The following is a 23,155-nucleotide window of genomic DNA, read 5'->3' as shown; positions in this document are numbered from 1 at the left end:
GGAAGGCCACAGCCGACGATGACCACCACCCCTGCTGCCCCGGTCTGGAACCCCCAGCGCCCGGGCCCCATGCCCTTCCACCGCTACCGCCCCTTCCAGGAGCGCGTGCACGTGCCCGCCGCGGACCGCGACTGGCCCGCCGCCCGCGTCGAGCGCGCTCCCCTCTGGGTCCCCGTCGACCTGCGCGACGGCAACCAGGCCCTCGCCGAACCGATGGACACGCCCCGCAAACGCCGCTTCTTCGACCTGCTGACCGGCATGGGCTTCAAGGAGATCGAGGTCGGCTACCCGTCGGCGAGCCGCACCGACTTCGACTTCGTGCGGCACCTGACGACCTCCGGTGCCGTACCGGACGATGTCACGCCCGTCGTGTTCACCCCGGCCCGCCGGGACCTGATCGACCGCACCTTCGAGGCGATCGAGGGCCTGCCGAGGGCTGTCGTGCATCTGTACATCGCGACCTCGCCGGTGTGGCGGGACGTCGTCCTGGGGCGGGACCGGGCCGAGGTGTGGCGGACCGTGCGGGAGGCCGCCGAGCACATGGCCCGCCGGGCGGACCGGGCCTCGTCCGTGCGCTTCCAGTTCTCCCCGGAGACCTTCAACCTGACCGAGCCGGACTTCGTCCTGGAACTGTGCGACGGGCTGACCGAGTTGTGGGACGCGAGCCCGGACCGGCCGGTGACCCACAACCTCCCGGCGACCGTGGAGATCGCGACGCCGAACGTCTACGCCGACCAGATCGAGTACGTCCACCGCCACCTGTCCCGGCGCGACAGCGTGATCCTCTCCGTGCACCCGCACAACGACCGCGGCACCGGCGTCGCCTGCGCCGAACTGGCCGTGCTGGCGGGGGCCCAGCGCGTCGAGGGCTGCCTGTTCGGCAACGGGGAGCGCACCGGCAACGTCGACCTGGTGACCCTGGCGCTGAACCTGTACGCCCAGGGCGTCGACCCGATGATCGACTTCCGGGACATCGACACGGTCAGGGAGACGGTCGAGCACTGCAACCGGCTGCCCGTGCACCCGCGCCACCCGTACGCCGGGGAGCTCGTCCACACCGCCTTCTCGGGCACCCACCAGGACGCGATCAGCAAGGGTCTGGCCCGGCACGCGGAGCGGGCCCGGGAACTGGGCGTGCCGGAGGGGCGGGCGCCCTGGTCGGTGCCGTACCTGCCGATCGACCCGGCCGACGTGGGCCGCTCCTACGAGGCGGTGATCCGCGTGAACTCGCAGTCGGGCAAGGGCGGCGTGGCCTATCTGCTGCGCACCCACCACGGCGTCGACCTGCCCGCGCGCATGCGGCCGGACTTCTCCCGGGCCGTGCAGGAGGCGACGGACGACAGCGGGCGGGAGATGACGGCGAAGGAGCTGTACGCGCTGTTCCGGGCGAGGTACCTGGTGGAGGACGGGGAGGTGGCGCTGGAGGCCTGGTCCGTGCACCGGGACGAGGCCGGCGGCCACCGCTTCGTGTGCACGCTGCGCACCGGGGACCGCATCGGCGACTACGAGGGCACCGGCGGCGGCCCGGTCTCCGCGTTCGTCGACGCGCTGGCCGGCGCCGGGATCGGCGTCGACGTGCTCGACTTCTGCGAGCAGGCCGGCGACGAGGGCACGGACGCCTTCGCCGAGTGCCGTGTCGGCGGCAGGGCATGCTGGGGCGCGGGCCGGGACTCCTCGTCCCTGGGCGCCTCGGTCCGGGCGGTGCTGTCCGCGGTGAACAGGGCGTTGCGGTGACGCCGGTCGTCCTGCGCGCCGAGGACGTCCACGTCGTGCGCGACGGCCGGCCGATCCTGGCGGAGGTGTCGCTGACCGTCCGAGCCGGTGAGCACTGGGCGCTGCTCGGCGCGAACGGCGCGGGCAAGTCGACCCTGCTCGGCCTGCTCGGCGCGCTCGTCCACCCGACCCGGGGCCGCGTGGAGGTGCTGGGCCACCGGCTGGGCCGGGTCGACCTGCGGGAGCTGCGCGCGCACGTCGGGCATGTCGACCCGCGGCATCCGCTCACCTCGCCGCTGCGGGTACGGGACGCCGTCCTGACCGGCCTGACCAACTCGGTGGAGCCGCTGCCCCGGTGGCGTCCGGCGCCGGAGCAGCGGGAGCGGGCGGAGCGGCTGATCCGACGCTGGGGCTGGCCGAGCACCGGGAGGCGCGCTGGCCCACGCTCTCCCAGGGGCAGCGCGGCCGGGCCCTGATCGCCCGGGCCCTCATGCCGGAGCCCCGGCTGCTTCTCCTGGACGAGCCGGCCACCGGCCTGGACCTGCCCGGCCGGGAGCAGCTGATCGGGGCGCTCGGGGAACTGCGCCGGGAGCATCCGCGCCTGGCGACGGTCCTGGTCATCCACCACCTGGAGGAGCTGCCGGCGCACACCACGCACGCGCTGCTGCTGCGCGAGGGGCGGCCGCCGGCGGGCGGCCCGGCGGCCGCGGTGCTGACCGCCGACCGGCTCGGCAAGTGCTTCGACCTGCCGCTGGCGCTGGAACGGCACGACGGCCGCTGGAGCGTACGCACGGCCCGGCGGGCATGACGAAGGGCCCGGGTCCGTCCGCAGGACGGCCCCGGGCCCCCACACCTCGCGGCACCTTCAGCGCCGGCGTCACTTGTTCAGGTAGGCCCAGAACTCGTCGAAGCTCAGCTTCTTGTCGCCGTCGAGGTCGCGGGTCTTGATGACGACCTCGGCGACCGACTCGGTCACGTTCCAGTCGCCGGACCGGGCCAGGGCGGTCTTGAACTCGGCAGCGGTGATGAATCCGTCCCCGTCCGTATCGATCCGCTCGAACTGCTTGCGTGCTTCCTCGATGTCCGCCACCGATCCGCCCCTACTCTCGTGTTCCAGGTCTTGCTGACGCAGGTCAGATTAACTGCCCGTACGTTCCTCCAGCGCGGCGACCACCCAGGCGAACTCCTCCCGGTAGGCCGCCTCGGGTCCGGTTCCCTTCACGACGGCGAGCAACTCGCGGTAGCGGGCGACCCGGTGGGTGGCGTGCGACCGCAGCCGTTCCAGCACGGCGGCGGGGTCGGCATCGCCCAGCAGCTCGCCCACTACCTCGGCGGCCTCGGGCGAGTCGGGGGCGAGCCCGCGCTCCCGGGCCCGGGCGCCCAGGTGCACGAGCCGCCGGGAGAACCACAGGGACGCCCCGGCGGGTGTGTCATGACCGCGGTCGGCCGCGTTGAACTCGGCGACCTTGCGCATCTCGGCCCGGAAGTCCGGGTCCTGGAGCATCTCGGCCAGCTCCAGCCAGGCGTCCACCTGCTCGGGTGTCGGGTCCTCGGGCAGGTCGGCGGCGGTGTTCCGCATGCGCTCCAAGATCACCGGGTCCGCCGTGTCGAGCCCGTGGAACACCTCGTCCACGAACTCCTCGATGATGCGCCGCCGTTCGGCCGCCGACAGCCGTGCCAGTCTGTTCATCAGGCTCGTCTCCTCCGCGTCGGAACCCCGCTTCGCGACCGTCGACAGCACCGCACGCGTCACCTTGAGCGACCGGATCTGCGCGTCCAGCGCGACCACGTGCGCGGCCGCGACCTGCGCGACCGTGGTCTCGCCGGCCAGCACCCGGCAGACGTCCGCCAGAGCGAGGCCGAGTTCGCGCAGGGTCCGGATCAGCTCCAGACGCGCCACGGACGCGGCGTCGTACAGCCGGTAGCCGCCCGCGGACCGGGCCACCGGGGGCAGCGCGCCCTCGTCGGACCAGTACCGGATGGTGCGTACGGACAGTCCGGTGACCCGGGCCAGTTCGCCGATGGTGAGCAGTCCGGTGCCGTCGTCGATCATGTGGAGGAGTCTGGGCCTTCCAGCGGGTGGAGACTCAAGCCCCGCTCAGTGCCAGGGCTCATAGTGCGGGTTGCTCTCGCACTCGCTCATGATCTCGGTCTTGGTCTGCTTGTCGACCGGGCAGACGCCGACGATGTACTCGCGGGCGATACCGCCGGGGAAGGCGACCTCCTGCTGGTCGGCCCACTTGTGGGTGTCGCCGATGGTCTTGTTGACGTCGACTCCGCCGGGGGCGTCGACGTAGTAGTTGAAGGCGGACTTCCACTTCTTGAACAGGTCGTGGTCGTACGTGGTCGACACATACGGGGACGGCTGGTTGACCAGGACGTACTTCTCCAGGTCGTACTGGCCGTTCACCACGTCCTTGGGGTGGAAGCCCTCCTCGAAGATCACGGAGGGGCCCCGGCCGTCGGCGCGGTAGAGGGTGCCGCAGCTGGTGCGCCAGGACGGGTCGGGGGTGATGCGGTCGACCTGTACCCGACGGTCGGCGGCGGCCTTGACCTTGTCGTCGAACTGGACGGGGCAGGCGGCCGGTCCGGGGGCGGCGGGCTTGAGGGCCCCTGTCACGGAAGCCGCGGAGCCGGCCGGGGCCTGCCCGGGCGTGGCGGCCGTGGTCGTGAGGACGGCCACGAGGGAGAGGGCGGCGGCAGCGGTGCGCCGCCGCATGCTGGCGGTGATCATGAGGAGCACGCTCGCGGGTCCGCGGCGCCGGGCCGGGGACCCTCACTCGATCAGGGGCGTGTCAACTGCCCCTTGGTGGACGGCTGCTGACCGTCACCGGAAGATGCCTGTGTGGCCGAGCGAGTAGCGGCCGGGCTGCGGGTAGACCGCGAGACCGTGCGGGCCGCTGCCGACGGGGATGCGGGCGAGCTGGGTGCCGGTGCGGGTGTCGATGGCGTACACCTCGCCGTCGTAGCGGCCGGAGAGCCACAGCACCTTGCCGTCGGCGGAGACACCGCCCATGTCGGGGCTGCCGCCGTCGGGCAGCCGCCACTTCTTGGTCAGCTCGTCCTGCGTGAAGTCGAAGACGGAGATCGTGCCCTCGCCGCGGTTGGACACGTACATCTCGCGGGAGTCGCGGCTGACGTACAAGCCGTGGCAGCCCTTGCCGGTGGGCATCAGGGTGGGCTCGGTGAACGTGTCGCCGTCCAGGACCCACATGCCGTGGGCCATCATGTCGGCGATGTAGAACTTCTTGCCGTCGGGCGAGACCTTCACGTCCTGCGGCATGGCGCCCTCGAACGGCAGTCGCTGCTGCCCGACGACCTTCATCTTCTCGGTGTCGACCTTGAGCAGTTCGCCACTGAACTCGCAGGAGACGATGAAGTAGCGGCCGTCGAGGGAGAAGTCGGCGTGGTTGACGCCGTAGCAGGAGACCGGGACCGTCTTCTTGATCTCCATGGTGTGCGGGTCGCGGAAGACCAGTTCGCGGTCGAGGGAGGCCATCACGACGGCGTACTTGCCGTGGGGCGTGAAGTAGAGGTTGTAGGGGTCGTGGACCTCGACCTCCTTGCCCGCCTTGCCGGTCTTCGGGTCGATCGGGGTGAGGGTGTGGCCGCGGTTGTTGTTGACCCAGAGCGTCTTCAGGTCCCAGGAGGGGACGACGTGCTGGGGCTGCCGTCCCACGGGGATGGTCTCGACGATCTCGTACGTCTTCGGGTCGATGACGGAGACCGTGTCGGACTCGGTGTTGGGCACGTAGACCCGGGACGGGAAGTCCTTGACCACGGGCGACAGTTTGTTCGGGCGGTCGGCCGCGTACACGTCCTCGGGGTCGAGGACGGGCGGCATCCCGGGCAGCCCCTGAACGGGCTTCTTCTCGCGCGGTGCGGGCACGGCGGCCTTGGTGCCGTGTGCCTCGGAGGCCCGTTCCCCGTCCCCGGTGCCGCAGGCGGCGAGGCAGGCGAGGGCGGCGCCCGCGACGAGGGCGCTTCTGACAAGGTGGCGGTGCATTGCACCATTTAAGGTCCGCTTCGCGGGGAAACCGGTGATTCGCCCGATCGGCGGCCAGGCGAACCGTCGCAGGTCACGCCCTCGTCGAGCCCGCTCCGCGGGGGCGGTCCTCAGCGGTCGTTGACCCGCATCTCGAACCAGGTGGTCTTGCCCCGGGGCAGCAGATCGACCCCCCAGCGGTCGGCCAGCTTGTCGACGAGGAACAGGCCCCGGCCGCTGATGTCCAGCTCCTGGACCGGCATCAGACAGGGCAGCCCCCGGGACGGGTCGCGGACCTCGACACGGATCCAGCCGCGGCGGCGGTGCAGACGCAGTCCGAAGACCCGGGCGCCGGTGTGCCGTACGGCGTTGCCCACCAGCTCGGAGACGAGCAGGACGGAGTCCTCGGTGATCTTGGGGGTGAGCCCCCACTGGCGCAGGACGACGACCTGGGTCAGCCGCCGGGCGGTGGCCGCGGACTCGGGGCGGGACGGCAGCGGCACCTCCGCCTCCGTCGGGTTGCCGTACAACTCCAGCGCCTTCAGCGCGCGTTCGTCCTCGACGGTCGGTGACCAGCGCGCCGCGGCCGCATGTGCGTGTCCCCGCGGCTGTTCCGTACCCTCCAGCCCCGCCATGCCCCCATCATGGCCGCCCGGAGCGGCCTCGGGGGCCGTTCCCGGGGAAAACGGCCCCTGGAGCGGGGTGCGCGACGGCGGGCCGACGGCATGTGCCAAGGGCGCTTCGGAGTCATCCACAGCCCGCCTGACCTGCGGCGACGGCCCGATTCCGGGCAAGCGGCGAAGGAGAGCGACCGGACGCGTTTAGGGCTGTCTTAAGGCCGCCATAAACCGCCCCATCGAGGGACCCGGATCAGACACCGCGTCAAGTGCAAGCCCCTGGAGGGAGGTTCAGAGGAACTTCGCCTTGCCCGGCCCCTCCTCCACGAAGCTGCGCATGCCGCGCTCGCGGTCCTCGGTGGCGAACAGGCCCGCGAACCAGTTCCGTTCGATCGCCAGGCCCGTGTCGATGTCCGTCTCCAGGCCCGTGTCGACCGCCTCCTTGGCGGCGCGCAGGGCGAGGGCCGGGCCCTGCGCCAGCTTCGCCGCCCAGGCGTGCGCCTGCGCGTACACCTCGTCGGCGGGCACGACCCGGTCGACCAGGCCGATCTCCTTCGCCTCGTCGGCCTTGACCATCCGGCCGGTGAAGATCAGGTCCTTGGCCTTGGAGGGGCCGACCAGGCGGGCCAGGCGCTGGGTGCCGCCCGCGCCGGGGATCAGGCCGAGCAGGATCTCCGGCTGGCCGAGCTTGGCGTTCTCGCCGGCGATGCGGTAGTCCGCGCACAGCGCGAGCTCGCAGCCGCCGCCGAGCGCGTAGCCGGTCACCGCCGCGACGACCGGCTTGGGGATCCGGGCCACCGCCGTGAACGAGTCCTGCAGGGCGCGGGCGCGCAGGACCATCGCGGTGTGGTCCATCGCCTGCATCTCCTTGATGTCCGCGCCGGCCGCGAACACCTTCTCGCCGCCGTAGACCACCACGGCCCGCACGTCCTCGCGGCGCGCGGCCTCCTCGGCGAGTTCCTTCAGCCGGTCCTGCGTGGCGATGTCCAGCGCGTTCATGGGCGGGCGGTCGAGACGGAGCGTGCCGACGCCTTCGGCGACTTCGAGAGAGACGGTCATGGCAGCAGGTTAACGGGGGCTAACGGCTCTTGCGCCGGTGCGGTGGGTCACACTCGGCCGGGGGTCTGGGGGTTGTCCCCCAGGCAGGCACAGCACGGGGGCTAACGGCTCTTGCGCCGGTGCGGTGGGTCACACTCGGCCGGGGGTCTGGGGGTTGCCCCCCAGGCAGGCACAGCACGGGGGCCAACGGCTCTTGCGCCGGTGCGGTGGGTCACACTCGGCCGGGGGTCTGGGGGTTGTCCCCCAGGCAGGCACAGCCCGGGGGCTAAGAGGTAAGGCCCCGGTGCTGTCCGTCACACCGGGGCCTCGTCGTCAGCCGAGTGTCACTTCTTCCACTTCTCCCACGACATGTTCCAGCCGTTGAGCCCGTTGTCCGGGTCGACGATGCGGTCCTCGGAGTTCTTGACGACCACCACGTCTCCGACCATCGAGTGGTTGAAGAACCACGCGGCCGGCGTCTTCTTGTCCCAGCCGCCGCGCACGTCGCGCAGCCCGATGCAGCCGTGGCTGGCGTTGTGGTTGCCGAAGGCGCCGCCCGCCCAGTAGTTGCCGTGCAGGAACGTGCCCGAGGTCGTGAGGCGCACGGCGTGCGGGACGTCCTTGATGTCGTACTCGCCGCCGTAGCCGACGGTCTCGCCGTTCATCCGGGTCACCGTGAGCATCTCGCTGATGACCATCTGGCCGTTCCAGGTCTCCATGCCGGGCTTGCCGGTGGTGACCGGGATGGTCTTGAAGACCTTGCCGTCACGCATGACCTTCATCGTGAGCTTCTTGGCGTCGACGACCGAGACCTGGTTGCGGCCGATGGTGAACTCGACCTTCTTGTCCTGCTCGCCGTAGACGCCGGGGCGGCCCTCGACACCGTCGAGGCCGAGGTGGACGGTCACCTTGGTGCCGGGCTTCCAGTACTTCTCGGGGCGGAAGTCGAGACGGTCGTTGCCGAACCAGTGGCCCTCGACGTCCACGGCCGGTTCCGTCTTGATGCGGATGGCCTTCTCCACGTCGTCGGGGTTGGTGATGCCCCGGCTGAAGCGGAGCGAGAACGGCATGCCCACGCCGACCTTGGAGCCGTCCTCGGGGGCGAAGGTGCCGATGAAGGTGTTCTTCGGCGTCAGGGTCGTGAAGTCCGCGTCCTCGGCGGCCGTGCGGCCCTCGGCGTCCTTGGCGACCGCGTGGACGGTGTACTTGGTGGCGGCGGCCAGGTGGGTGGACGGCGTCCAGGTGGCGCCGTCGCCGGATATCTCACCGTCGACCTTCTCGCCCTTGGCGTCCTTGACCACGACCTCGGTCAGCTTGCCCTTCGCGGCGGTCACCTTCAGCGCCCCGCTGGTGTCGACGGACTTGGCGCCGTCCTCGGGCGTGATGCCGACGACGGCCTCGGACTGCTTGCTCTGCGCGGCGTCCGCGCCCTTGCCCTTGCCCCCGCCGGAACCGGAGCCGGTCCCCCCACCGCCGCACGCCGTGACGGCGAGCAGCAGCACTCCCATTATCAGCGCGAGCAGTCCCTGCCTGCCGCGGGCCGACGCCCCCGATATCGGTCGCCCGTTCACGTTGTTCTCCCCTCCCAGGGCCTGGTCAGGCCCGCACCCCTGCGCGTCCCCCGCGCACCGGCGAATATTAACCACAAGGCGCCGCACCCCGACGACCTGCGATTGTCACCGTTCAGTCCCAACTTCCACGGAAAGTTGAAGCAGCCCACCCCCCTGTCGGGTTACTTCACCGCGCTGCCCGACTTCCATGCCTTCCAGCCCATGTTCCAGCCTCCGAGCCCGTTGTCGGGAGCGACCTTTTTGTCGTTGCTGTGGACCACCTCGACGACGTCCCCGATGAGGCTGCGGTCGAAGAACCAGCCGGCCGGGGTGTCCGAGCCGCCGCCCTTCACATCGCGCAGTCCGATGCAGCCGTGGCTGACGTTGGTGCGGCCGAAGACGGTGTGGTGGGCCCAGTAGTTGCCGTGCAGGAAGGTGCCGGAGTCGGTCAGGCGCATGGCGTGCGGGACGTCCGGGATGTCGTACTCCCCCTTGCCGTTGCGCTTCTTGAAGCCGACCGTGGCGCCGTTCATCCGGGTGACGTCGAGCATCTCGGTCACCACCATCTTGCCGTTGTACGTCGTGTTCTTCGGCGCGCCCGCCGTGATGGGCACGGTGGCGAGGGGCTCGCCGTCGCGCCGTACCTCCATGGTGTGCCGGGCGGCGTCGACCACGGAGACCTGGCTGCGTCCGACGGTGAAGGAGAACGTCTTGTGCTGGAGTCCGTAGACCCCGGGCGCTCCCTCGACGTCCCGCAGGCGCAGGGCGACGGTGACCTGGGTGCCGGGTTTCCAGTAGTGCTCGGGGCGGAAGTCGAGGCGGGTCCGGCCGAACCAGTGCGGGCGGATCTCGACGGCCGGGCGGGCGGTGACCTCCACCGCGCGTTCGACGGCGGCCCGGTTGGCGATCCTCCGGTTGAACTCCAGCGAGACGATCATGCCGGTGCCGACCGTGGCCCGGTTCTCCGGGCTGACGTAGCCGATGAAGCGTTCCTCCGGGACGTACGTCGTGAACGTGGTGTGCCGGGCCGAGCGGCGTCCGTCGCCGTCCACGGCCACCGCGTCCACCGTGTACTTGGCGGCCAGCGCGAGCCGCTCGTCGTCGGGCTCCCAGGACAGACCGTCGGCGGAGAGGTGCCCGGGCACCGGGGACTCCTGCGCGTCCTGTGACCGGACGACCTTCACCGACTCCAGTCTGCCGTCGGGCACACGCACCCGCAGCTTCTTCCCGGGGCGCACGCCCCTGCTGCCGTCGTCGGGCGAGACCCGGATGACGTCCTCGGGCGCCGGGGGCGCGCCGAACGCACCGGCGATCCCGCCCGCGTCGTCCGAGGTACAGCCGGTGGCTCCGGCCAGGAGCCCTGCCCATGTCACTACGGCGGCCAGCGCGGCCCTCGCGCGCCGCGCGCGCCCTTGTACGTGCCTCACGAGGTGCCCAACGACCGGCCGCGTCCCCGGGAAACGACCATGCCCGCCCCCGGGGAAACGTGAGTGCGACCCACGCTCTGGGCAGAACAGTGGGGAGGACGACGCGCAGGGGAGCCGCGACCCGGGCCGCAGCAGAGCCGCACCCCTCTGTCCCCCGTCGTCCCACGAGCCGCGGGAGGCTGACAGGTGTCCAGCGCAGCCGAGCAGGAGGCGGTGGCCGGTCATCAGGCCACCGGGAACGGGCGCCAGGCCGCCGCCGTGAACGGCGCGCGGCGGGCCGCGCCACCGCCCGCGGTGCCCGCCCGGCCGGGCGCGCCGACGCCGCTGGGCGCCCGGTTCCGGGTCGGCCCGGACGGGGTGGCGGGGACCAACTTCGCCCTGTGGGCGGGCGGTGCCGAAGGGGTCGAGCTGTGCCTCTTCGACGAGCGGGGCAAGGAGTCGCGGGCCCGGCTCGCCGAGCTGACCCACGAGATCTGGCACGGCTTCGTCCCGGGCGTGCTGCCCGGGCAGCGCTACGGCTACCGGGTGCACGGCCGCTGGGACCCCTGGACCGGCGCCCGCTGGAACCCGGCGAAACTGCTCCTCGACCCGTACGCCCGTGCCGTGGACGGGGACTTCGGCCTGCCGCCGGAGGTGTACGGGCACGTGCGCGACTGGCCGCAGCAGCATGTCGCCGACACCGTGCGCGACGACCGGGACTCGGCGCCGTACGTCCCCAAGGGCGTCGTCGTCCACGATGACGACGACTGGGCGGACGACCGCCGCCCGAAGACGCCCTGGGCGGACTCCGTGATCTACGAGCTGCACGTCAAGGGCTTCACCCAGCTGCACCCGGGCATCCCCGAGGAGCTGCGCGGCACCTACGCCGGCCTCGCGCACCCGGCGGCGATCGAGCACCTGGTGAGGCTGGGCGTGACGGCGGTGGAGCTGCTGCCGGTGCACCAGTTCGCGCACGAGGACCATCTGTTGCGCAGAGGCCTGCGCAACTACTGGGGCTACAACTCCATCGGCTACTTCGCCCCGCACGCGGCCTACGCGGCCTCCGGGACGACCGGCCAGCAGGTCGGCGAGTTCAAGCGCATGGTGCGCGCTCTGCACGCGGCCGGGATCGAGGTCATCCTCGACGTGGTCTACAACCACACGGCGGAGGCGGGCGAGCTGGGGCCGACGCTGTCGCTGAAGGGCATCGACAACCGCGGCTACTACCGCCTCCAGGACGACCCCCGCCGCTACGCCGACTACACCGGCTGCGGCAACACCCTGCACGTGGTCCAGCCGCATGTGCTGCGGCTCATCACCGACTCCCTGCGGTACTGGGTGACGGAGATGGGCGTGGACGGCTTCCGCTTCGACCTGGCGGCGGCGCTGGCCCGCTCCATGCACGACGTCGACATGCTCTCCCCGTTCCTGGCGGTGATCGCCCAGGACCCGGTGCTGCGCCGGGTGAAGCTGATCGCCGAGCCGTGGGACGTGGGGTCGGGCGGCTACCAGGTGGGGGCGTTCCCCCCGCTGTGGACGGAGTGGAACGACCGGTACCGCAACGCCGTACGGGACTTCTGGCGGCACGCGCTGCCGGACGTACGGGAGATGGGCTACCGCCTGTCCGGCTCCAGCGACCTGTACGCCTGGGGCGGGCGCAGGCCGTACGCGTCGGTCAACTTCATCACCGCGCACGACGGTTTCACCCTGCGCGACCTCGTGAGTTACGAGCGCAAGCACAACGAGGCCAACGGCGAGGGCAACCGGGACGGCACGGACGACAACCGGGCCTGGAACTGCGGCGCCGAGGGCGAGACGGACGACGAGGGCGTCACCGCGCTCAGGCGGCGGCAGCTGAGGAACCTGCTGACCACGCTGCTGCTGTCGACCGGTGTGCCGATGCTGGTCGCGGGCGACGAGCTGGGCCGCACCCAGGGCGGCAACAACAACGCGTACTGCCAGGACAACGAGATCAGCTGGGTGGACTGGGGCCTGCTGCGGGACCCGGGCTGGAAGGCGCTGTCCGCGCTGACCGCCCGGCTGATCGAGCTGCGCCACCGGCACCCGGTGCTCCGGCGCCGGGCGTTCTTCTCGGGCCGGGCGCAGACCGCGGACGGCCTGCGCGACCTGGCCTGGTTCACCTCCCGGGGCACCGAGATGACGGAGCAGGACTGGTACGCGCCCGCCGCCACGCTGGGCATGTATCTGTCCGGCCGGGACATCCCGGGCCGGGACGAGCACGGCGACCAGATCCTCGACGACAGCTTCCTCGCCGTCCTGCACGCGGGCGAGGAGCCGGTGAGCTTCGTGCTGCCGGGGCCGCCCTGGGCGGAGCGGTACGAGGTCGTCGTCGACACGAGTCTGGAGGAGCAGGGGGAGGCGCCGGGGGTGGAGCACCCGTCGGGGACGGAGATCACGGTGCCGGCGCGGGCGGTGCTGCTGCTGCGGGTGGCGGGCTGAGGCGGCCGGCTAGGCGGTCGGCTGGGCGGTCGCAGTCGACGGCGCCGGAGTGCCGCGCCCGTCCCGGGAGTGCGGCAGGACGCCTGTGAGGACGATCCTGAGGACCTCGCGCAGTTCGTCGTGGAGCGGCCCGTCCGGGTTCTGCGACCAGCGGTAGAGCAGGCCCAGGTAGGAATCCCGGAGGATGTTGCCGACCCGCATCGGATCGATGTCGGAGGTGACCTCCCCGCGCCGGCGCCCGGCTTCGATGATGTCGGCGAAGACCCGGCCCGCGTAGGGCTCTTCGAGGAGGGGCCGGCCGGCCTTCACCCAGGCCTGGAGCATGACGGCAGTGATCTCCCGCTCGGACTCGTTGAACTCCGCGAGTGCCGCCATGCACCGCTCCAGGTGCACCGTCACATCGTCGTCCCGTGACTTCATCGACTCTTCCATGCACAGCTCCAGGCGCCGCTTGCGGGCCTCGGCCCAAGCGGTGACCAGGTCTTCCTTGCGCTGGAAGTAGTTGAAGAACGTGCCCCGGGCCACGTCGGCGTGCTCGGCGATCTGGTCGATCGTCGTGCGGTCGTACCCCTGCTCGGCGAAGAGGGTCAGGGCAGAGGTGTAGATGCGGTCCCGCACCCGCTGCTTGCTGCGCTCTCTGCGCCCGAGGGGCCGGGCAGGTTCCGAGGCCATGCGCTTCCTCGCCTTCTCACGTCACTGTGCGGGCTCCCCGGCATGAAAAATATACCACCGTAAAAACATGGACTACAGTCCATGGATAGACCGCTACACAGGTTGCTCGAGCCATGACCCGCACCCGACCCGAGAACAGGACTGACACATTCGATGCCCCAGACGCCCGTCGATTCCGAGCCGTCACCGCCCAGAACCGTCCCTGCGGAGACCACCCCCGGTCCCACGCGTGTGCTGGTGGCCGTCGCGCTGGCCGCCGTGATGCTGCCCCTCTCCGTCACGGGGCCGGGAGTCGCCCTCGCCGACATGTCCGGCGCGCTGAACGCCTCGGCCGCTTCCACCCAGTGGGTGCTGAACGCCTACAACGTGGCGTTCACCGCCTTCATGCTCGCGGCCGGTTCCGCGGCCGACCTCTTCGGGCGCCGCCGCCTGTTCCGGAGTGGCACGGCCGTCTTCGCGCTGGCCTCGCTCGTCGCCGGTACCGCGCCCACCATCCTGCTCGTGGACCTGGCGCGCTTCGTCCAGGGCGTGGGCGCGGCCGCGGTGCTGACCAGTGGTTCCGCGCTGCTCGCCCACACGTTCAGCGGAGCCGCCCGGGCCAGGGCCTTCGGCATCTTCGGCGCCTCGATCGGGTTCGGCCTGGCGATGGGCCCGTTCGTCTCCGGTCTGCTGGTGGGCGTCGCCTCCTGGCACGCGGTGTTCCTGGTCAACGTCCTGCTCGGCGCGGTCGTGCTCGTCCTCGCCCGCACGCTGCCCGAGTCGAAGAACCCGGGGGCGCGGCGCATCGACCTGCCCGGCGTGCTGACCTTCACCCTGGCCCTCATGCTGCTCGCCCTCGGCTTCGTCGAGGGGCCCTCACGAGGGTGGGGCGGCATCGCCACGCTCGGCTCCTTCGCGGGTGCGGCGCTGTTCCTCACCCTGTTCGTCGTGATCGAACTGCGCGTCGCCGAGCCGATGTTCGACCTGAGCCTGCTGCGGCGCCCCACGTTCGTCGCCATCATCTGGCAGCCGGTGAGCATCGTCTTCGCGTTCGCGGCCCTGCTCGTCTACCTGCCGCCCTACTTCCAGGGCGCGGGCGGAGCGGGCTCGACGATGTCCGGAGCGATGCTGCTGCCGCTGACGCTGCCGGTCTTCGTCCTGCCGCTGTTCACCGGCACGCTGGTGCGGTTGCTGTCCGTGCGGATGCTGCTGGCCCTCGGACCGGCGGTGCTGGCCGTCGCGCTGTTGCTGATGACGTTCACCGACCCGGTGTCCTCCCGTACCGGGCTGTACGCGGCGCTGCTGCTGGCCGGTGTCGGTATCGGACTGGCCTTCGGCGTCATGGACAACGCGGCGGTCAGCGTGGTGCCGGCCGAGCGCAGCGGTATGGCGTCGGGCATGTTCAACACCCTCCGGGTCGCCGGCGAGACGATCGGCGTGGCGTGTGTGGGCGGGCTGCTGCTCACCTCGACCCGTCGGCAACTGTCCGCCGACGACGGTGCGATGGCCGACGACGTGGTGCAAGGCCGGCTGGGTTCCGTACGCGCGAGCGGCGGTCAGGACCTGGTGGACCGGGCGGTCCAGGGGCTCCAGCACGGCTGGGGCGTCGTCCACGTGGTGCTGGCCTGTGTGGCCCTCGCCGGGGCGATCGCCATCTTCACGCTGGTCCGTGACCGTGACCTGGACCAGTCCTCCGCAGCCCGGGACGTGTGAGCCCCTTCCACCGCCCCGGGCTAGCCGAGGATCCCGCGGTCGTACGCCACCGCCACCGCCGCCGCGCGGTCCTTGACGCCGAGCTTGGCGTACAGGTGCGTGAGGTGGGTCTTCACGGTCGCCTCGCTGATGAACAGTTCGCGGGCGATCTCGCGGTTGGACGTGCCCTTGGCGACCAGGGCCAGCACCTCGCGTTCGCGCGCGGAGAGCGGCTCGTTGCCGGGTGCCCTCGGAGTGCGGACGGCGGAGACCAGGCGGGAGGCCACGGCCGGGGAGAGGACCGTACGGCCCTGTGCCGCCGCCCGTACGGCGGTGAACAGCTCCTGGCGGGGGGCGTCCTTCAACAGGTAGCCGGTGGCGCCCGCCTCGATCGCGGGGAGGGTGTCGGAGTCGGTGTCGTAGGTGGTGAGGACGAGGACCTTGGCGCGGGCGCCGGTGCGGGTCAGTGCGCGGATGGCGTCCACTCCCCCACCGCCCGGCATGCGCAGGTCCATCAGGATCACGTCCGGATCGAGTCCGGCGGCGAGCGAGAGCGCCTCGACGCCGTTCGACGCCTCCCCGAGGACCCGGAAGCCCGGCGCGGACTCGAACATGCCGCGCAGGCCGTCCCGTACGACGGGGTGGTCGTCGACGATGAGCAGGGTGATCGGGGCGTCACCCGCAGCGGCGTCACGGGTCGCGGCGTCACTCGTAGCGGCGTCTTCAGTCATGGCGGACCAACGGTACGCGAGCGGAGACCGCCGTACCGTGGCCCGGCTCGGACTCGACGGTGAGGGAGCCGGCGATGCGTTCGGCGCGGGCGCGCATGCCGTCGAGGCCGAAGCCGCCGGAGCGGGTGCGGGCGGGGACGGTGAGGGGGTCGAAGCCGTGGCCGTCGTCGCGGATGTCGAGGATCACCTCGTCACCGAGGAAGGACAGGGTGACGCCGACGCGGCCGGCGGACGCATGCCGGGCGGCGTTGGAGAGGGCCTCCTGGACGATCCGCAGGAGCGTGGCCGCGACCTCCTCGTGGAGCTGCTCGGTGGTGCCGGTGACCGTGAACTCGGCGCGTGCGCCCGTCCGTTCGCCCCACTCGGCGACCGTCTTCTTCAGGGCTTCCGGCAGTCCGGCGTCGGTCAGCGCGACAGGGGCGAGGTTGTGCACGGAGCGGCGGGCCTCGCCGAGGCTGTGCCGGGCGAGGTCCGAGGCGCGTTCCAGGTGCGTACGGGCCACCGCCAGGTCGGGGGCGTTCGCGACGACCTGGAGCTGGGCGATGATGCCGGTCAGCCCCTGGGCGATGGTGTCGTGGATCTCGGCGGCCAGCCGCCGGCGTTCGTCGGCTACACCCGCTTCCCGGGCCTGGACGAGGAGTTGGGCGTGCAGGGCGGCGTTCTCGTCGAGGGCCTGTTGCAGGGCGGCGTTGGTGCGTTCGAGTTCGGTGATGGTGACGGCCCGCTCGCGGGAGCGCTGTTCCTCCTGCTGGGAGATGTGGCCGACCACCGTCAGCAGGCCGAAGTTCGCGACCAGCATCCCGCCGAACAGCAGCCACTGGGTGGGGCTGCGGATCGGCATCCCTCCGGACTGCGAGCCCGCCACCACGACGACGGTGGCGAGGAGACCGAGCCACTGCCGGCGCCTGCCGAGGATCAGTTCGTCGCTGTCGAAGTAGCCGGTGGCCGCGTAGAACCCGAAGAGCGGGTTCAGCCACGTGAGGGCGAAGGAGACGGCCCAGCGCAGGACGTAGTACACGGTCCCGCGGACGGACGGCGTCCGGCGGCCGCGGCGGGGTCCGTGCCACAGCTGGAGCAGCACCGCGGCGACGATCAGCGCCCCGGCCGCGTACCACTCGGCCGGGCTCGTCATCAGGTCGTGCGCGGCGACCGAGAGGAGAGTGGAGGCGGCGAGCAGTCCGTAGACGCCCCAGGTGTGGAACTGGTTCTGACGGTGCTCGATCCGCTCGTCCGCCGAGGTCATCTGCCCAGTGTGCACTCCTGCTTCGCCTACTCCCAGCGGAACCAGCGCGCGGCACCGGCCGTCAGCAGCACGGTCCAGGCCACGAGCACCCCGAGGTGTCCCCAGCCCGGCCAGTCCCCCGCCGCCGCCTGGTTCAGGGCCTCGGCCGCCGCGCCGAACGGCGTGAAGCCGACGGACCGGGCGAGGGCGTCCGGCATGGTCTGCACCGGCATCCACACGCCCGCGCAGAACATCGCCGGGAAGAACACCGCCGACCCGATGGCACCGGCGATCTTCGTCGACCGGGACAGCGCGCAGATCACCGCGCCCAGCGCGAGGGCGGCCAGCACGGCCAGGAGCAGGGCGAGGGCGTATCCGAAGGCCTGCCGCGGCAGCCGTACGGCGAAGGCGAGCCGGCCGACCGTCAGGACGAGCAGCGCCGAGACCAGGGCGGCCCCGCCGTACAGCAGCATCTGCGCGGACAGCAGGGCGGCGGGCCGGACCGGGGTGGTGGACATCCGGCGCAGGATGCCGCGCTCGCGGTAGCCGGTGAGGGTCTGCGGCATCGCCTGGACCCCGGCCATGATCAGGCCGAGCAGCACGCTCACCGGGACGTAACCGTCGACCGGGCGCAGCCCGCCGAAAGCCGGGTCGGCCTCCCGGAAGGACGGGATCGAGCCGAGGATCACCAGCAGCAGCGTCGGGAAGCCCAGGACCCAGAAGAGGCTGCCGGGCTCCCGGCGGAAGAGACGGATCTCGCTTTTCAGTACGGCGGTGTTGACGACGGCCGTGCTCATGCCGCCACCTCCTTCGTGAGGTCGAGGAACGCGTCGTCCAGCGTGGCGTCGGTGACCCGGAGCTGGTGGGCCGTCACGCGGGTGCGGGCGAGGAGGGAGATGACGGCGTTGACGGTCTCGTCGGTGCCGGACAGGGTGACGCGGCCGTCCTTGTGCGCGACCGACGCGAGCGCGGGCAGCGCGTTCAGGTCACGGTCGTCCAGCGGGGCGGACGGGGTGAAGCTGATGACGGTGGAACCGGCCGAGCGGCGGATCAGGCCGGCCGGGGTGTCCAGGGCGGCCACCCGGCCCTTGTCGATCACGGCGATCCGGTCGCACAGCCGCTGTGCCTCCTCCATGAAGTGGGTGACGAGGAGGACGGTCACGCCGTTGGCGCGGATGTCCTCGATCAGCTCCCAGGTGTCGCGGCGGGCGCGCGGGTCGAGCCCGGTGGTCAGCTCGTCCAGCACGACGGCCCGGGGGTTGCCCACCAGGGCGAGCGCGATGAACAGCCGTTGCTTCTGGCCGCCGGACAGCTTGGCGAACCGGGTCGTCAACCTGTCCGTGAGGCCGAGGCGTTCGGCGAGGGGCCGCCAGTCGAGCGGGCTCGGGTAGAAGGCGCTGTACAGCTCCAGCGCCTCACGGACCGTGAGCTTCGCCTGGAGCTCGCTCTCCTGGAGCTGCGCGCCGAGGACGCGGCGGGTGGCCTCGTGCTCGGTGACGGGGTCGAGGCCGGTGACGCGGACCCGGCCGGAGTCGGGCACGCGCAGCCCCTCGACGCACTCCACGGTGGTGGTCTTGCCGGCGCCGTTGGGGCCGAGGATGCCGAAGATCTCGCCCTCCTCGACGGCGAAGGAGACACCGTCGACGGCCGGGCGGCCGGCGTAGGCCTTGCGCAGGTCGGTGACTTCGATGACGGACATGCGTCGAGGGTCCCGGCGGCGGCCGGGTCCGCGCATCGGCCGTCGCGCTCGAACGGACATCATCCGATCGGCTGATGTCGTCGTACGACTCCTCGAACGGGCAGGTCGCAGGACCGGCACCGGAGTTCGGTACGGCGGAAACTCGGTGGGCAGTGTCAGTGGCGTTCCGTAGGCTCGCTGCTGATGGCCACCACATCCGCCCCCGCCCGGAACCCTTCCACCGTGCGTACGCTGCTGCGCCTGTGGCCGTATGTGCGGCCCGTGCGGACGCGGCTGTTCACCGCCGCGTTCGTCGCGATACTGGCCTCCTGTGTGGGCCTGGTGATCCCGCTCGTCCTGAAGTGGATGGTGGACGGGCCGATCGCCGACCGGGATCCGGGCGGGGTGTGGCTCGGCGCGCTGTACCTGCTGCTGCTCGGCTTCGCCGAGGCCCTGTTGTTCGGGCTGCGGCGGTGGCTGGTGGCCCGGCCGCTCGCCCACGTCGAGGCGTCCATGCGGGCGGCTCTGTACCGGCACCTCCAGCGGCTGCCGGTGGCCTTCCACGACCGGTGGGCTTCGGGGCAGTTGCTGTCCCGGGGGACGACGGATCTGATGCTGCTGCGCATGTTCCTCGCCTTCCCACTGACGTTCCTGCTGGTCAACAGCGTGACGATCCTCGTCGGCGTGGTCATCATGCTGCTCCAGGACTGGACGCTGGGGCTGGTGATCCTCGGGCCCGCCGTGCCCGTCATGGTCACCTGCGTGATCTTCGAGAAGCGGTACGCCAAGGTGGCCCGGCTCGCCCAGGACCAGGTCGGCGACCTGACGACGGTCGTCGAGGAGAGCGTGCTCGGCGTCCGCATCATCAAGGGCTTCGGACGGCACCGCAGCCAGGCCCGGGCGTTCCGGGAGCTGTCGGGGACGCTGCGCGGCACGGAGCTGCGCAAGGCGCGGCTGCTGGCGACGATCTGGGGCGTCATCGTGACGCTGCCGGAGGTCGCGATCGGGGCGGCGCTGGTGGTCGGGGTGGTGCAGGTGGCCGACGGGGGGCTGTCGGCGGGGACGCTGGTGGCGTTCCTGTCCACGGCGCTGGCGTTGCGGTGGCCTGTGGAGTCGATCGGCTTCCTGCTGGCGATGAGCCAGGAGGCGGCGACGGCGACGGAGCGGTATTTCGAGGTGATGGACGAAGGGGTGGAGGAGCCGGGGAGTGCCGGTGACGCGGCGCCGGTGCCCGCTGCCCGGCCCGGTCTGCAGTTCCACGGCGTCACCTTCCGCTACCCCGACGCCCCGCCCCACTCCCCTCCCGTCCTGGACGGGATCGACCTCCACGTCCGCCCCGGCGAGTCCATGGCCCTGGTCGGCACGACGGGCAGCGGCAAGACGACCCTCACCGCGCTCATCCCCCGCTTCTACGAGGTGACGTCGGGCCGCATCACCCTCGACGGCGTCGACATCACGACGCTGTCCAGGCAGGAGCTGCGCGCCAGGGTCGCGGTCGCCTTCGAGGAGCCCACGCTCTTCTCGGCCCCGGTCGCCGACAACGTTCTCATGGGCGCCGACGACACGGCCGGTCCGGCCGAGCTGGAGCGCGCCCTGGCCGTCGCCCAGGCCGACTTCGTGTACGCGCTGCCGCAGGGGACGGACACCCAGGTCGGCGAGCAGGGCCACAGCCTCTCCGGCGGGCAGCGGCAGCGCCTGGCACTGGCCAGAGCCGTCGTCGGGCAGCCGGAGTTCCTCGTCCTGGACGACCCGCTGTCGGCCCTGGACGTGCACACGGAGGCCGCCGTGGAGGCCGCCCTGCGGCGGGTCCTCGCGGACACCACCGCCCTGATCGTGGCGCACCGCCCGTCCACCGTGCTGCTCGCCGACCGGGTCGCCCTGCTCTCCGGCGGCCGGATCACCGCGGTCGGCACCCACCACGAACTGCTGCGTACGAACGCCGAGTACGCGCACTTGATGTCCGGCGAACAGTCCGGGGAACAGTCAGGCGAACCGTCCGGGGAACAGCCGGCCGAACAGGAGGACGCACGATGACGGCGGCCACCACCGCACCGGCCGACGGGACACCCGACGGCGGGAAACCCGACCGGACACCCGACGGCGGGAAACCCGACGACGAGAGGCCCGAAGCCACGAAACCTGGCGACGGGAAGGCCCGCGACGGGAAAGCCGACGCCCGTACCCCGGCCACCGGCGACCCCTTCGACCGGGACGTCCTGCCCACGCCCCCAGGCGCCACCGCCGCCCTGCTGCGCTCCCTGCTCGCGCCCATGAAGGCCCGCGTCACGGTCACGACGCTCCTGCTGCTGCTCCAGCAGGCGGTCGTGCAGGCGGGCCCGCTGCTCGTGGCGTACGCCATCGACCGTGCCGTGCCGGCGTTCCGGGCGCAGGACAACGGGCCGCTGATCGCGGTGGCCGTCGGCTATCTGGCGTGCGCGCTGGCCGCGGGCGGACTCCAGTTCGCGTTCGTCGGCGCCGCGGCCCGCGTGAGCCAGGACGTGCTGCTGGACCTGCGCGGCCGGATCTTCCGCCACGCGCAGGCGCTGAGTGTCGACTTCCACGAGCGCTACACCTCGGGCCGGCTCATCTCCCGCTCCACCACGGACGTGGAGTCGCTGCGCGAGCTGCTGGACGAGGGCCTCCAGGAACTCGTGACGGTCATCCTGTCCTTCGTCTACATCTCGGCCATGCTCCTCTGGCTCGACCTGGGCCTCGGCGGTGTCGCGGTGGCGTCCCTGGTGCCGCTCCACGCGCTCGTGCGGTGGTATCAGCGGCGGGCCGGCCGGGTGTACCGGGCACGGTCGACGGCGATCGCGGCCGTCATCGTCAAGTTCGTCGAGACCATGAACGGCATCCGCCCGGTGCGCGCCTTCCGCCGCGAGGCCGTCAACGACGCGGACTTCGGCGCGCTCAACCAGCGGCACGAGCGGACCAACGGCGACGCGACGCTGGAGATGGCCCGGTACGTCACGGGTTCGCGGCTGGTCGCCAACACGGCTGTCGCCTCGATCGTGCTGTGGGGCGCCTACCGGGTCGCGGACGGCACGCTGGCCCTCGGCGTGCTGGCGGCGGCCGTGCTGTACCTGCGGCGCCTGTACGACCCGATCGACCGGCTCGGCATGTTCCTCAACTCGTACCAGTCGGCGGCGGCCTCGCTGGAGAAGATCGCCGGGCTGCTCGCCCAGACCCCGTCGGTCCCCGAGCCGGCCACACCGCGGCAGCTCCCGCCGCTCGAGAGCGAACACCCTGGCCGTGGCGTGGTCTTCGACGGCGTCCGCTTCGGCTACCGCACCGGCGGCGAGGTGCTGCCCCGTTTCGACCTGACGATCCCGGCCGGGCAGACGGTCGCGGTCGTCGGCTCCACGGGCGCCGGCAAGTCGACGCTGGCCAAGCTGCTCGCCCGGTTCTACGACCCGACCGAGGGCCGGGTGCTGCTGGACGGCGTCGACCTGCGCGACCTCGCCGTGCCCGAACTGCGGCGCGGGGTGGTCATGGTGACGCAGGAGGCCTTCCTGTTCTCCGGCACGGTCGCCGACAACATCGCGATCGGCCGGCCGGACGCCTCCCGCGAGGAGATGGAGCGCGCGGCGAAGGAGATCGGCGCGCACGACTTCATCAGCTCCCTGCCCGACGGTTACGACACCGACGTACGCAAGCGGGGCGGCCGCATCTCGGCCGGTCAGCGGCAACTGGTCGCGTTCGCGCGGGCGTTGCTGGCCGATCCGGCGGTGCTGATCCTCGACGAGGCGACCAGCTCGCTGGACGTCCCGGGCGAGCGCGCGGTGCAGCGGGCGATGGCGACGGTGCTGAAGGGCCGTACGGCGGTGGTCATCGCGCACCGGCTGTCGACCGTCGAGATCGCGGACCGGGTCCTGGTGATGGAACACGGGAAGATCGTCGAGGACGGCGAACCGGCCGAACTGATCGCGGGCACGGGCAGGTTCGCGGATCTGCACCGGGCCTGGCGGGACAGCCTGGCGTAGGACGGCGACGACAGGGACCATCCGCATAGCGAACACGGCTTTCCGGTCAACGAACCGTTTCCGGCCATACTCTTGACGCGCTCCTGACAGAAAGCGCGCTCGCCTGCCACGCTTCCCACGACTGCTCCACAGCAACCCCACAGCAACACCTCCACCTCCCCAGGCCGGGCGACCCCCGGTCCCGCAGAAGGAGTCAGTGTTGAGAAGCAGTTCCTCGCGAAGAAGCACCCCCCACAGACGCACTCCCCACACCCCCCGCCGTACCGCGGCCGTGGCCCTCGCCGGCGTCGCCGCGCTGATCGCCGCCGCCGTGCAGAGCGGCACCGCCACCGCAGCCCCTAGGTAGCGTCTTATCGATCACGCATCGAGCCAGATGAGTGTGCTGGCCAGGGTTATGGCGGCGAGGTAGCGGTCGGGCTGTTTGTCGTA

Annotated in this window: 18 protein-coding genes and 1 pseudogene; 6 read left to right on the top strand and 13 right to left on the bottom strand. The window is 71.6% G+C overall.

The genetic code is table 11. From position 1 onward, the window contains the following. Positions 1–18 precede the first annotated feature (18 nt). Both ABZ192_RS38110 and ABZ192_RS38105 read left to right on the top strand, forming a co-directional pair. Entirely contained in the window at positions 19–1,734 is a 1,716-nt protein-coding gene (locus tag ABZ192_RS38110; protein ID WP_356929043.1) for a 2-isopropylmalate synthase, read from the top strand. Further along, positions 1,731–2,521: pseudogene (locus tag ABZ192_RS38105) on the top strand (ATP-binding cassette domain-containing protein). The gene ABZ192_RS38110 and the pseudogene ABZ192_RS38105 overlap by 4 nt, the downstream one beginning before the upstream one ends. Positions 2,522–2,590: 69 nt before the next feature. Here ABZ192_RS38105 and ABZ192_RS38100 read toward each other — a convergent pair. The 8 genes from ABZ192_RS38100 to ABZ192_RS38065 form a co-directional block, all read right to left on the bottom strand. Next, positions 2,591–2,803 carry an EF-hand domain-containing protein gene (locus ABZ192_RS38100; protein ID WP_020271014.1) on the bottom strand — a complete coding sequence of 71 codons (213 nt, stop codon included), beginning with the start codon at positions 2,801–2,803 and terminating at the stop codon, positions 2,591–2,593. A 48-nt stretch (positions 2,804–2,851) separates the two neighbouring features. Then, positions 2,852–3,766, bottom strand: coding sequence for a MerR family transcriptional regulator (locus tag ABZ192_RS38095; RefSeq protein WP_356929042.1), 915 nt, complete (start codon positions 3,764–3,766; stop codon positions 2,852–2,854). Positions 3,767–3,811: 45 nt separating this feature from the next. Next, positions 3,812–4,447, bottom strand: coding sequence for an ADP-ribosyltransferase (locus ABZ192_RS38090; RefSeq protein ID WP_356929041.1), 636 nt, complete (start codon positions 4,445–4,447; stop codon positions 3,812–3,814). Positions 4,448–4,540: 93 nt separating this feature from the next. After that, positions 4,541–5,719 (bottom strand): PQQ-binding-like beta-propeller repeat protein, encoded by a 1,179-nt coding sequence (locus ABZ192_RS38085; RefSeq protein WP_356929040.1) that lies wholly within the window; start codon positions 5,717–5,719, stop codon positions 4,541–4,543. A gap of 110 nt (positions 5,720–5,829) precedes the next feature. Then, positions 5,830–6,432 (bottom strand): ATP-binding protein, encoded by a 603-nt coding sequence (locus ABZ192_RS38080; protein ID WP_356929039.1) that lies wholly within the window; start codon positions 6,430–6,432, stop codon positions 5,830–5,832. Between the two features lie 174 nt (positions 6,433–6,606). After that, the gene (locus ABZ192_RS38075) at positions 6,607–7,374 is read right to left on the bottom strand and encodes an enoyl-CoA hydratase-related protein (RefSeq protein ID WP_356929038.1); all 768 of its coding nucleotides are present in this window, start codon (positions 7,372–7,374) and stop codon (positions 6,607–6,609) included. 323 nt (positions 7,375–7,697) lie between these two features. Then, complete coding sequence (locus ABZ192_RS38070; RefSeq protein WP_356929037.1) at positions 7,698–8,861, bottom strand: Ig-like domain-containing protein; 1,164 nt, start codon at positions 8,859–8,861, stop codon at positions 7,698–7,700. A gap of 224 nt (positions 8,862–9,085) precedes the next feature. Continuing rightward, a complete protein-coding gene (locus tag ABZ192_RS38065; RefSeq protein WP_356929036.1) occupies positions 9,086–10,330 on the bottom strand; it encodes an Ig-like domain-containing protein in 1,245 nt (414 codons plus the stop codon). Between the two features lie 186 nt (positions 10,331–10,516). Between ABZ192_RS38065 and glgX the strand changes: the two genes are divergently transcribed. Further along, a complete protein-coding gene (gene glgX, locus ABZ192_RS38060; RefSeq protein ID WP_356929035.1) occupies positions 10,517–12,769 on the top strand; it encodes a glycogen debranching protein GlgX in 2,253 nt (750 codons plus the stop codon). A gap of 9 nt (positions 12,770–12,778) precedes the next feature. Here the strand turns inward: glgX and ABZ192_RS38055 are convergent, their stop codons facing one another. After that, a complete protein-coding gene (locus ABZ192_RS38055; protein WP_356929034.1) occupies positions 12,779–13,441 on the bottom strand; it encodes a TetR/AcrR family transcriptional regulator in 663 nt (220 codons plus the stop codon). 153 nt (positions 13,442–13,594) lie between these two features. Here ABZ192_RS38055 and ABZ192_RS38050 point away from each other — a divergent pair, with 153 nt between their 5' ends. After that, the gene (locus tag ABZ192_RS38050) at positions 13,595–15,133 is read left to right on the top strand and encodes an MFS transporter (RefSeq protein WP_356929033.1); all 1,539 of its coding nucleotides are present in this window, start codon (positions 13,595–13,597) and stop codon (positions 15,131–15,133) included. A 20-nt stretch (positions 15,134–15,153) separates the two neighbouring features. On the opposite strand, the gene ABZ192_RS38045 is transcribed toward ABZ192_RS38050, so the two are convergent. The 4 genes from ABZ192_RS38045 to ABZ192_RS38030 are packed head-to-tail and all read right to left on the bottom strand — an operon-like array spanning position 15,154 to position 18,764. Then, positions 15,154–15,843 (bottom strand): response regulator transcription factor, encoded by a 690-nt coding sequence (locus ABZ192_RS38045; protein ID WP_356929032.1) that lies wholly within the window; start codon positions 15,841–15,843, stop codon positions 15,154–15,156. Next, positions 15,836–17,086: a sensor histidine kinase gene (locus ABZ192_RS38040; RefSeq protein WP_356929031.1), complete on the bottom strand. Its 1,251-nt coding sequence runs from the start codon at positions 17,084–17,086 to the stop codon at positions 15,836–15,838. Before ABZ192_RS38040 ends, ABZ192_RS38045 begins: the two co-directional genes overlap by 8 nt. 26 nt (positions 17,087–17,112) lie before the next feature. Further along, entirely contained in the window at positions 17,113–17,862 is a 750-nt protein-coding gene (locus ABZ192_RS38035) for an ABC transporter permease (RefSeq protein ID WP_356929030.1), read from the bottom strand. After that, a complete protein-coding gene (locus ABZ192_RS38030) occupies positions 17,859–18,764 on the bottom strand; it encodes an ABC transporter ATP-binding protein (protein ID WP_356929029.1) in 906 nt (301 codons plus the stop codon). The genes ABZ192_RS38035 and ABZ192_RS38030 overlap by 4 nt, the downstream gene beginning before the upstream one ends. Positions 18,765–18,947: 183 nt before the next feature. Between ABZ192_RS38030 and ABZ192_RS38025 the strand changes: the two genes are divergently transcribed. Next, positions 18,948–20,777 (top strand): ABC transporter ATP-binding protein, encoded by a 1,830-nt coding sequence (locus ABZ192_RS38025; RefSeq protein WP_356929028.1) that lies wholly within the window; start codon positions 18,948–18,950, stop codon positions 20,775–20,777. After that, the gene (locus ABZ192_RS38020; protein WP_356929027.1) at positions 20,774–22,726 is read left to right on the top strand and encodes an ABC transporter ATP-binding protein; all 1,953 of its coding nucleotides are present in this window, start codon (positions 20,774–20,776) and stop codon (positions 22,724–22,726) included. Before ABZ192_RS38025 ends, ABZ192_RS38020 begins: the two co-directional genes overlap by 4 nt. Positions 22,727–23,155: the final 429 nt, after the last annotated feature.

Origin of the sequence: Streptomyces sp. NPDC006235 (genome assembly GCF_040613735.1) — a bacterium.
Taxonomy (GTDB): Bacteria; Actinomycetota; Actinomycetes; order Streptomycetales; family Streptomycetaceae; genus Streptomyces.
The sequence above is the reverse complement of the archived record's forward strand: the minus strand, read 5'-3'. Positions and strand labels throughout refer to the sequence as shown.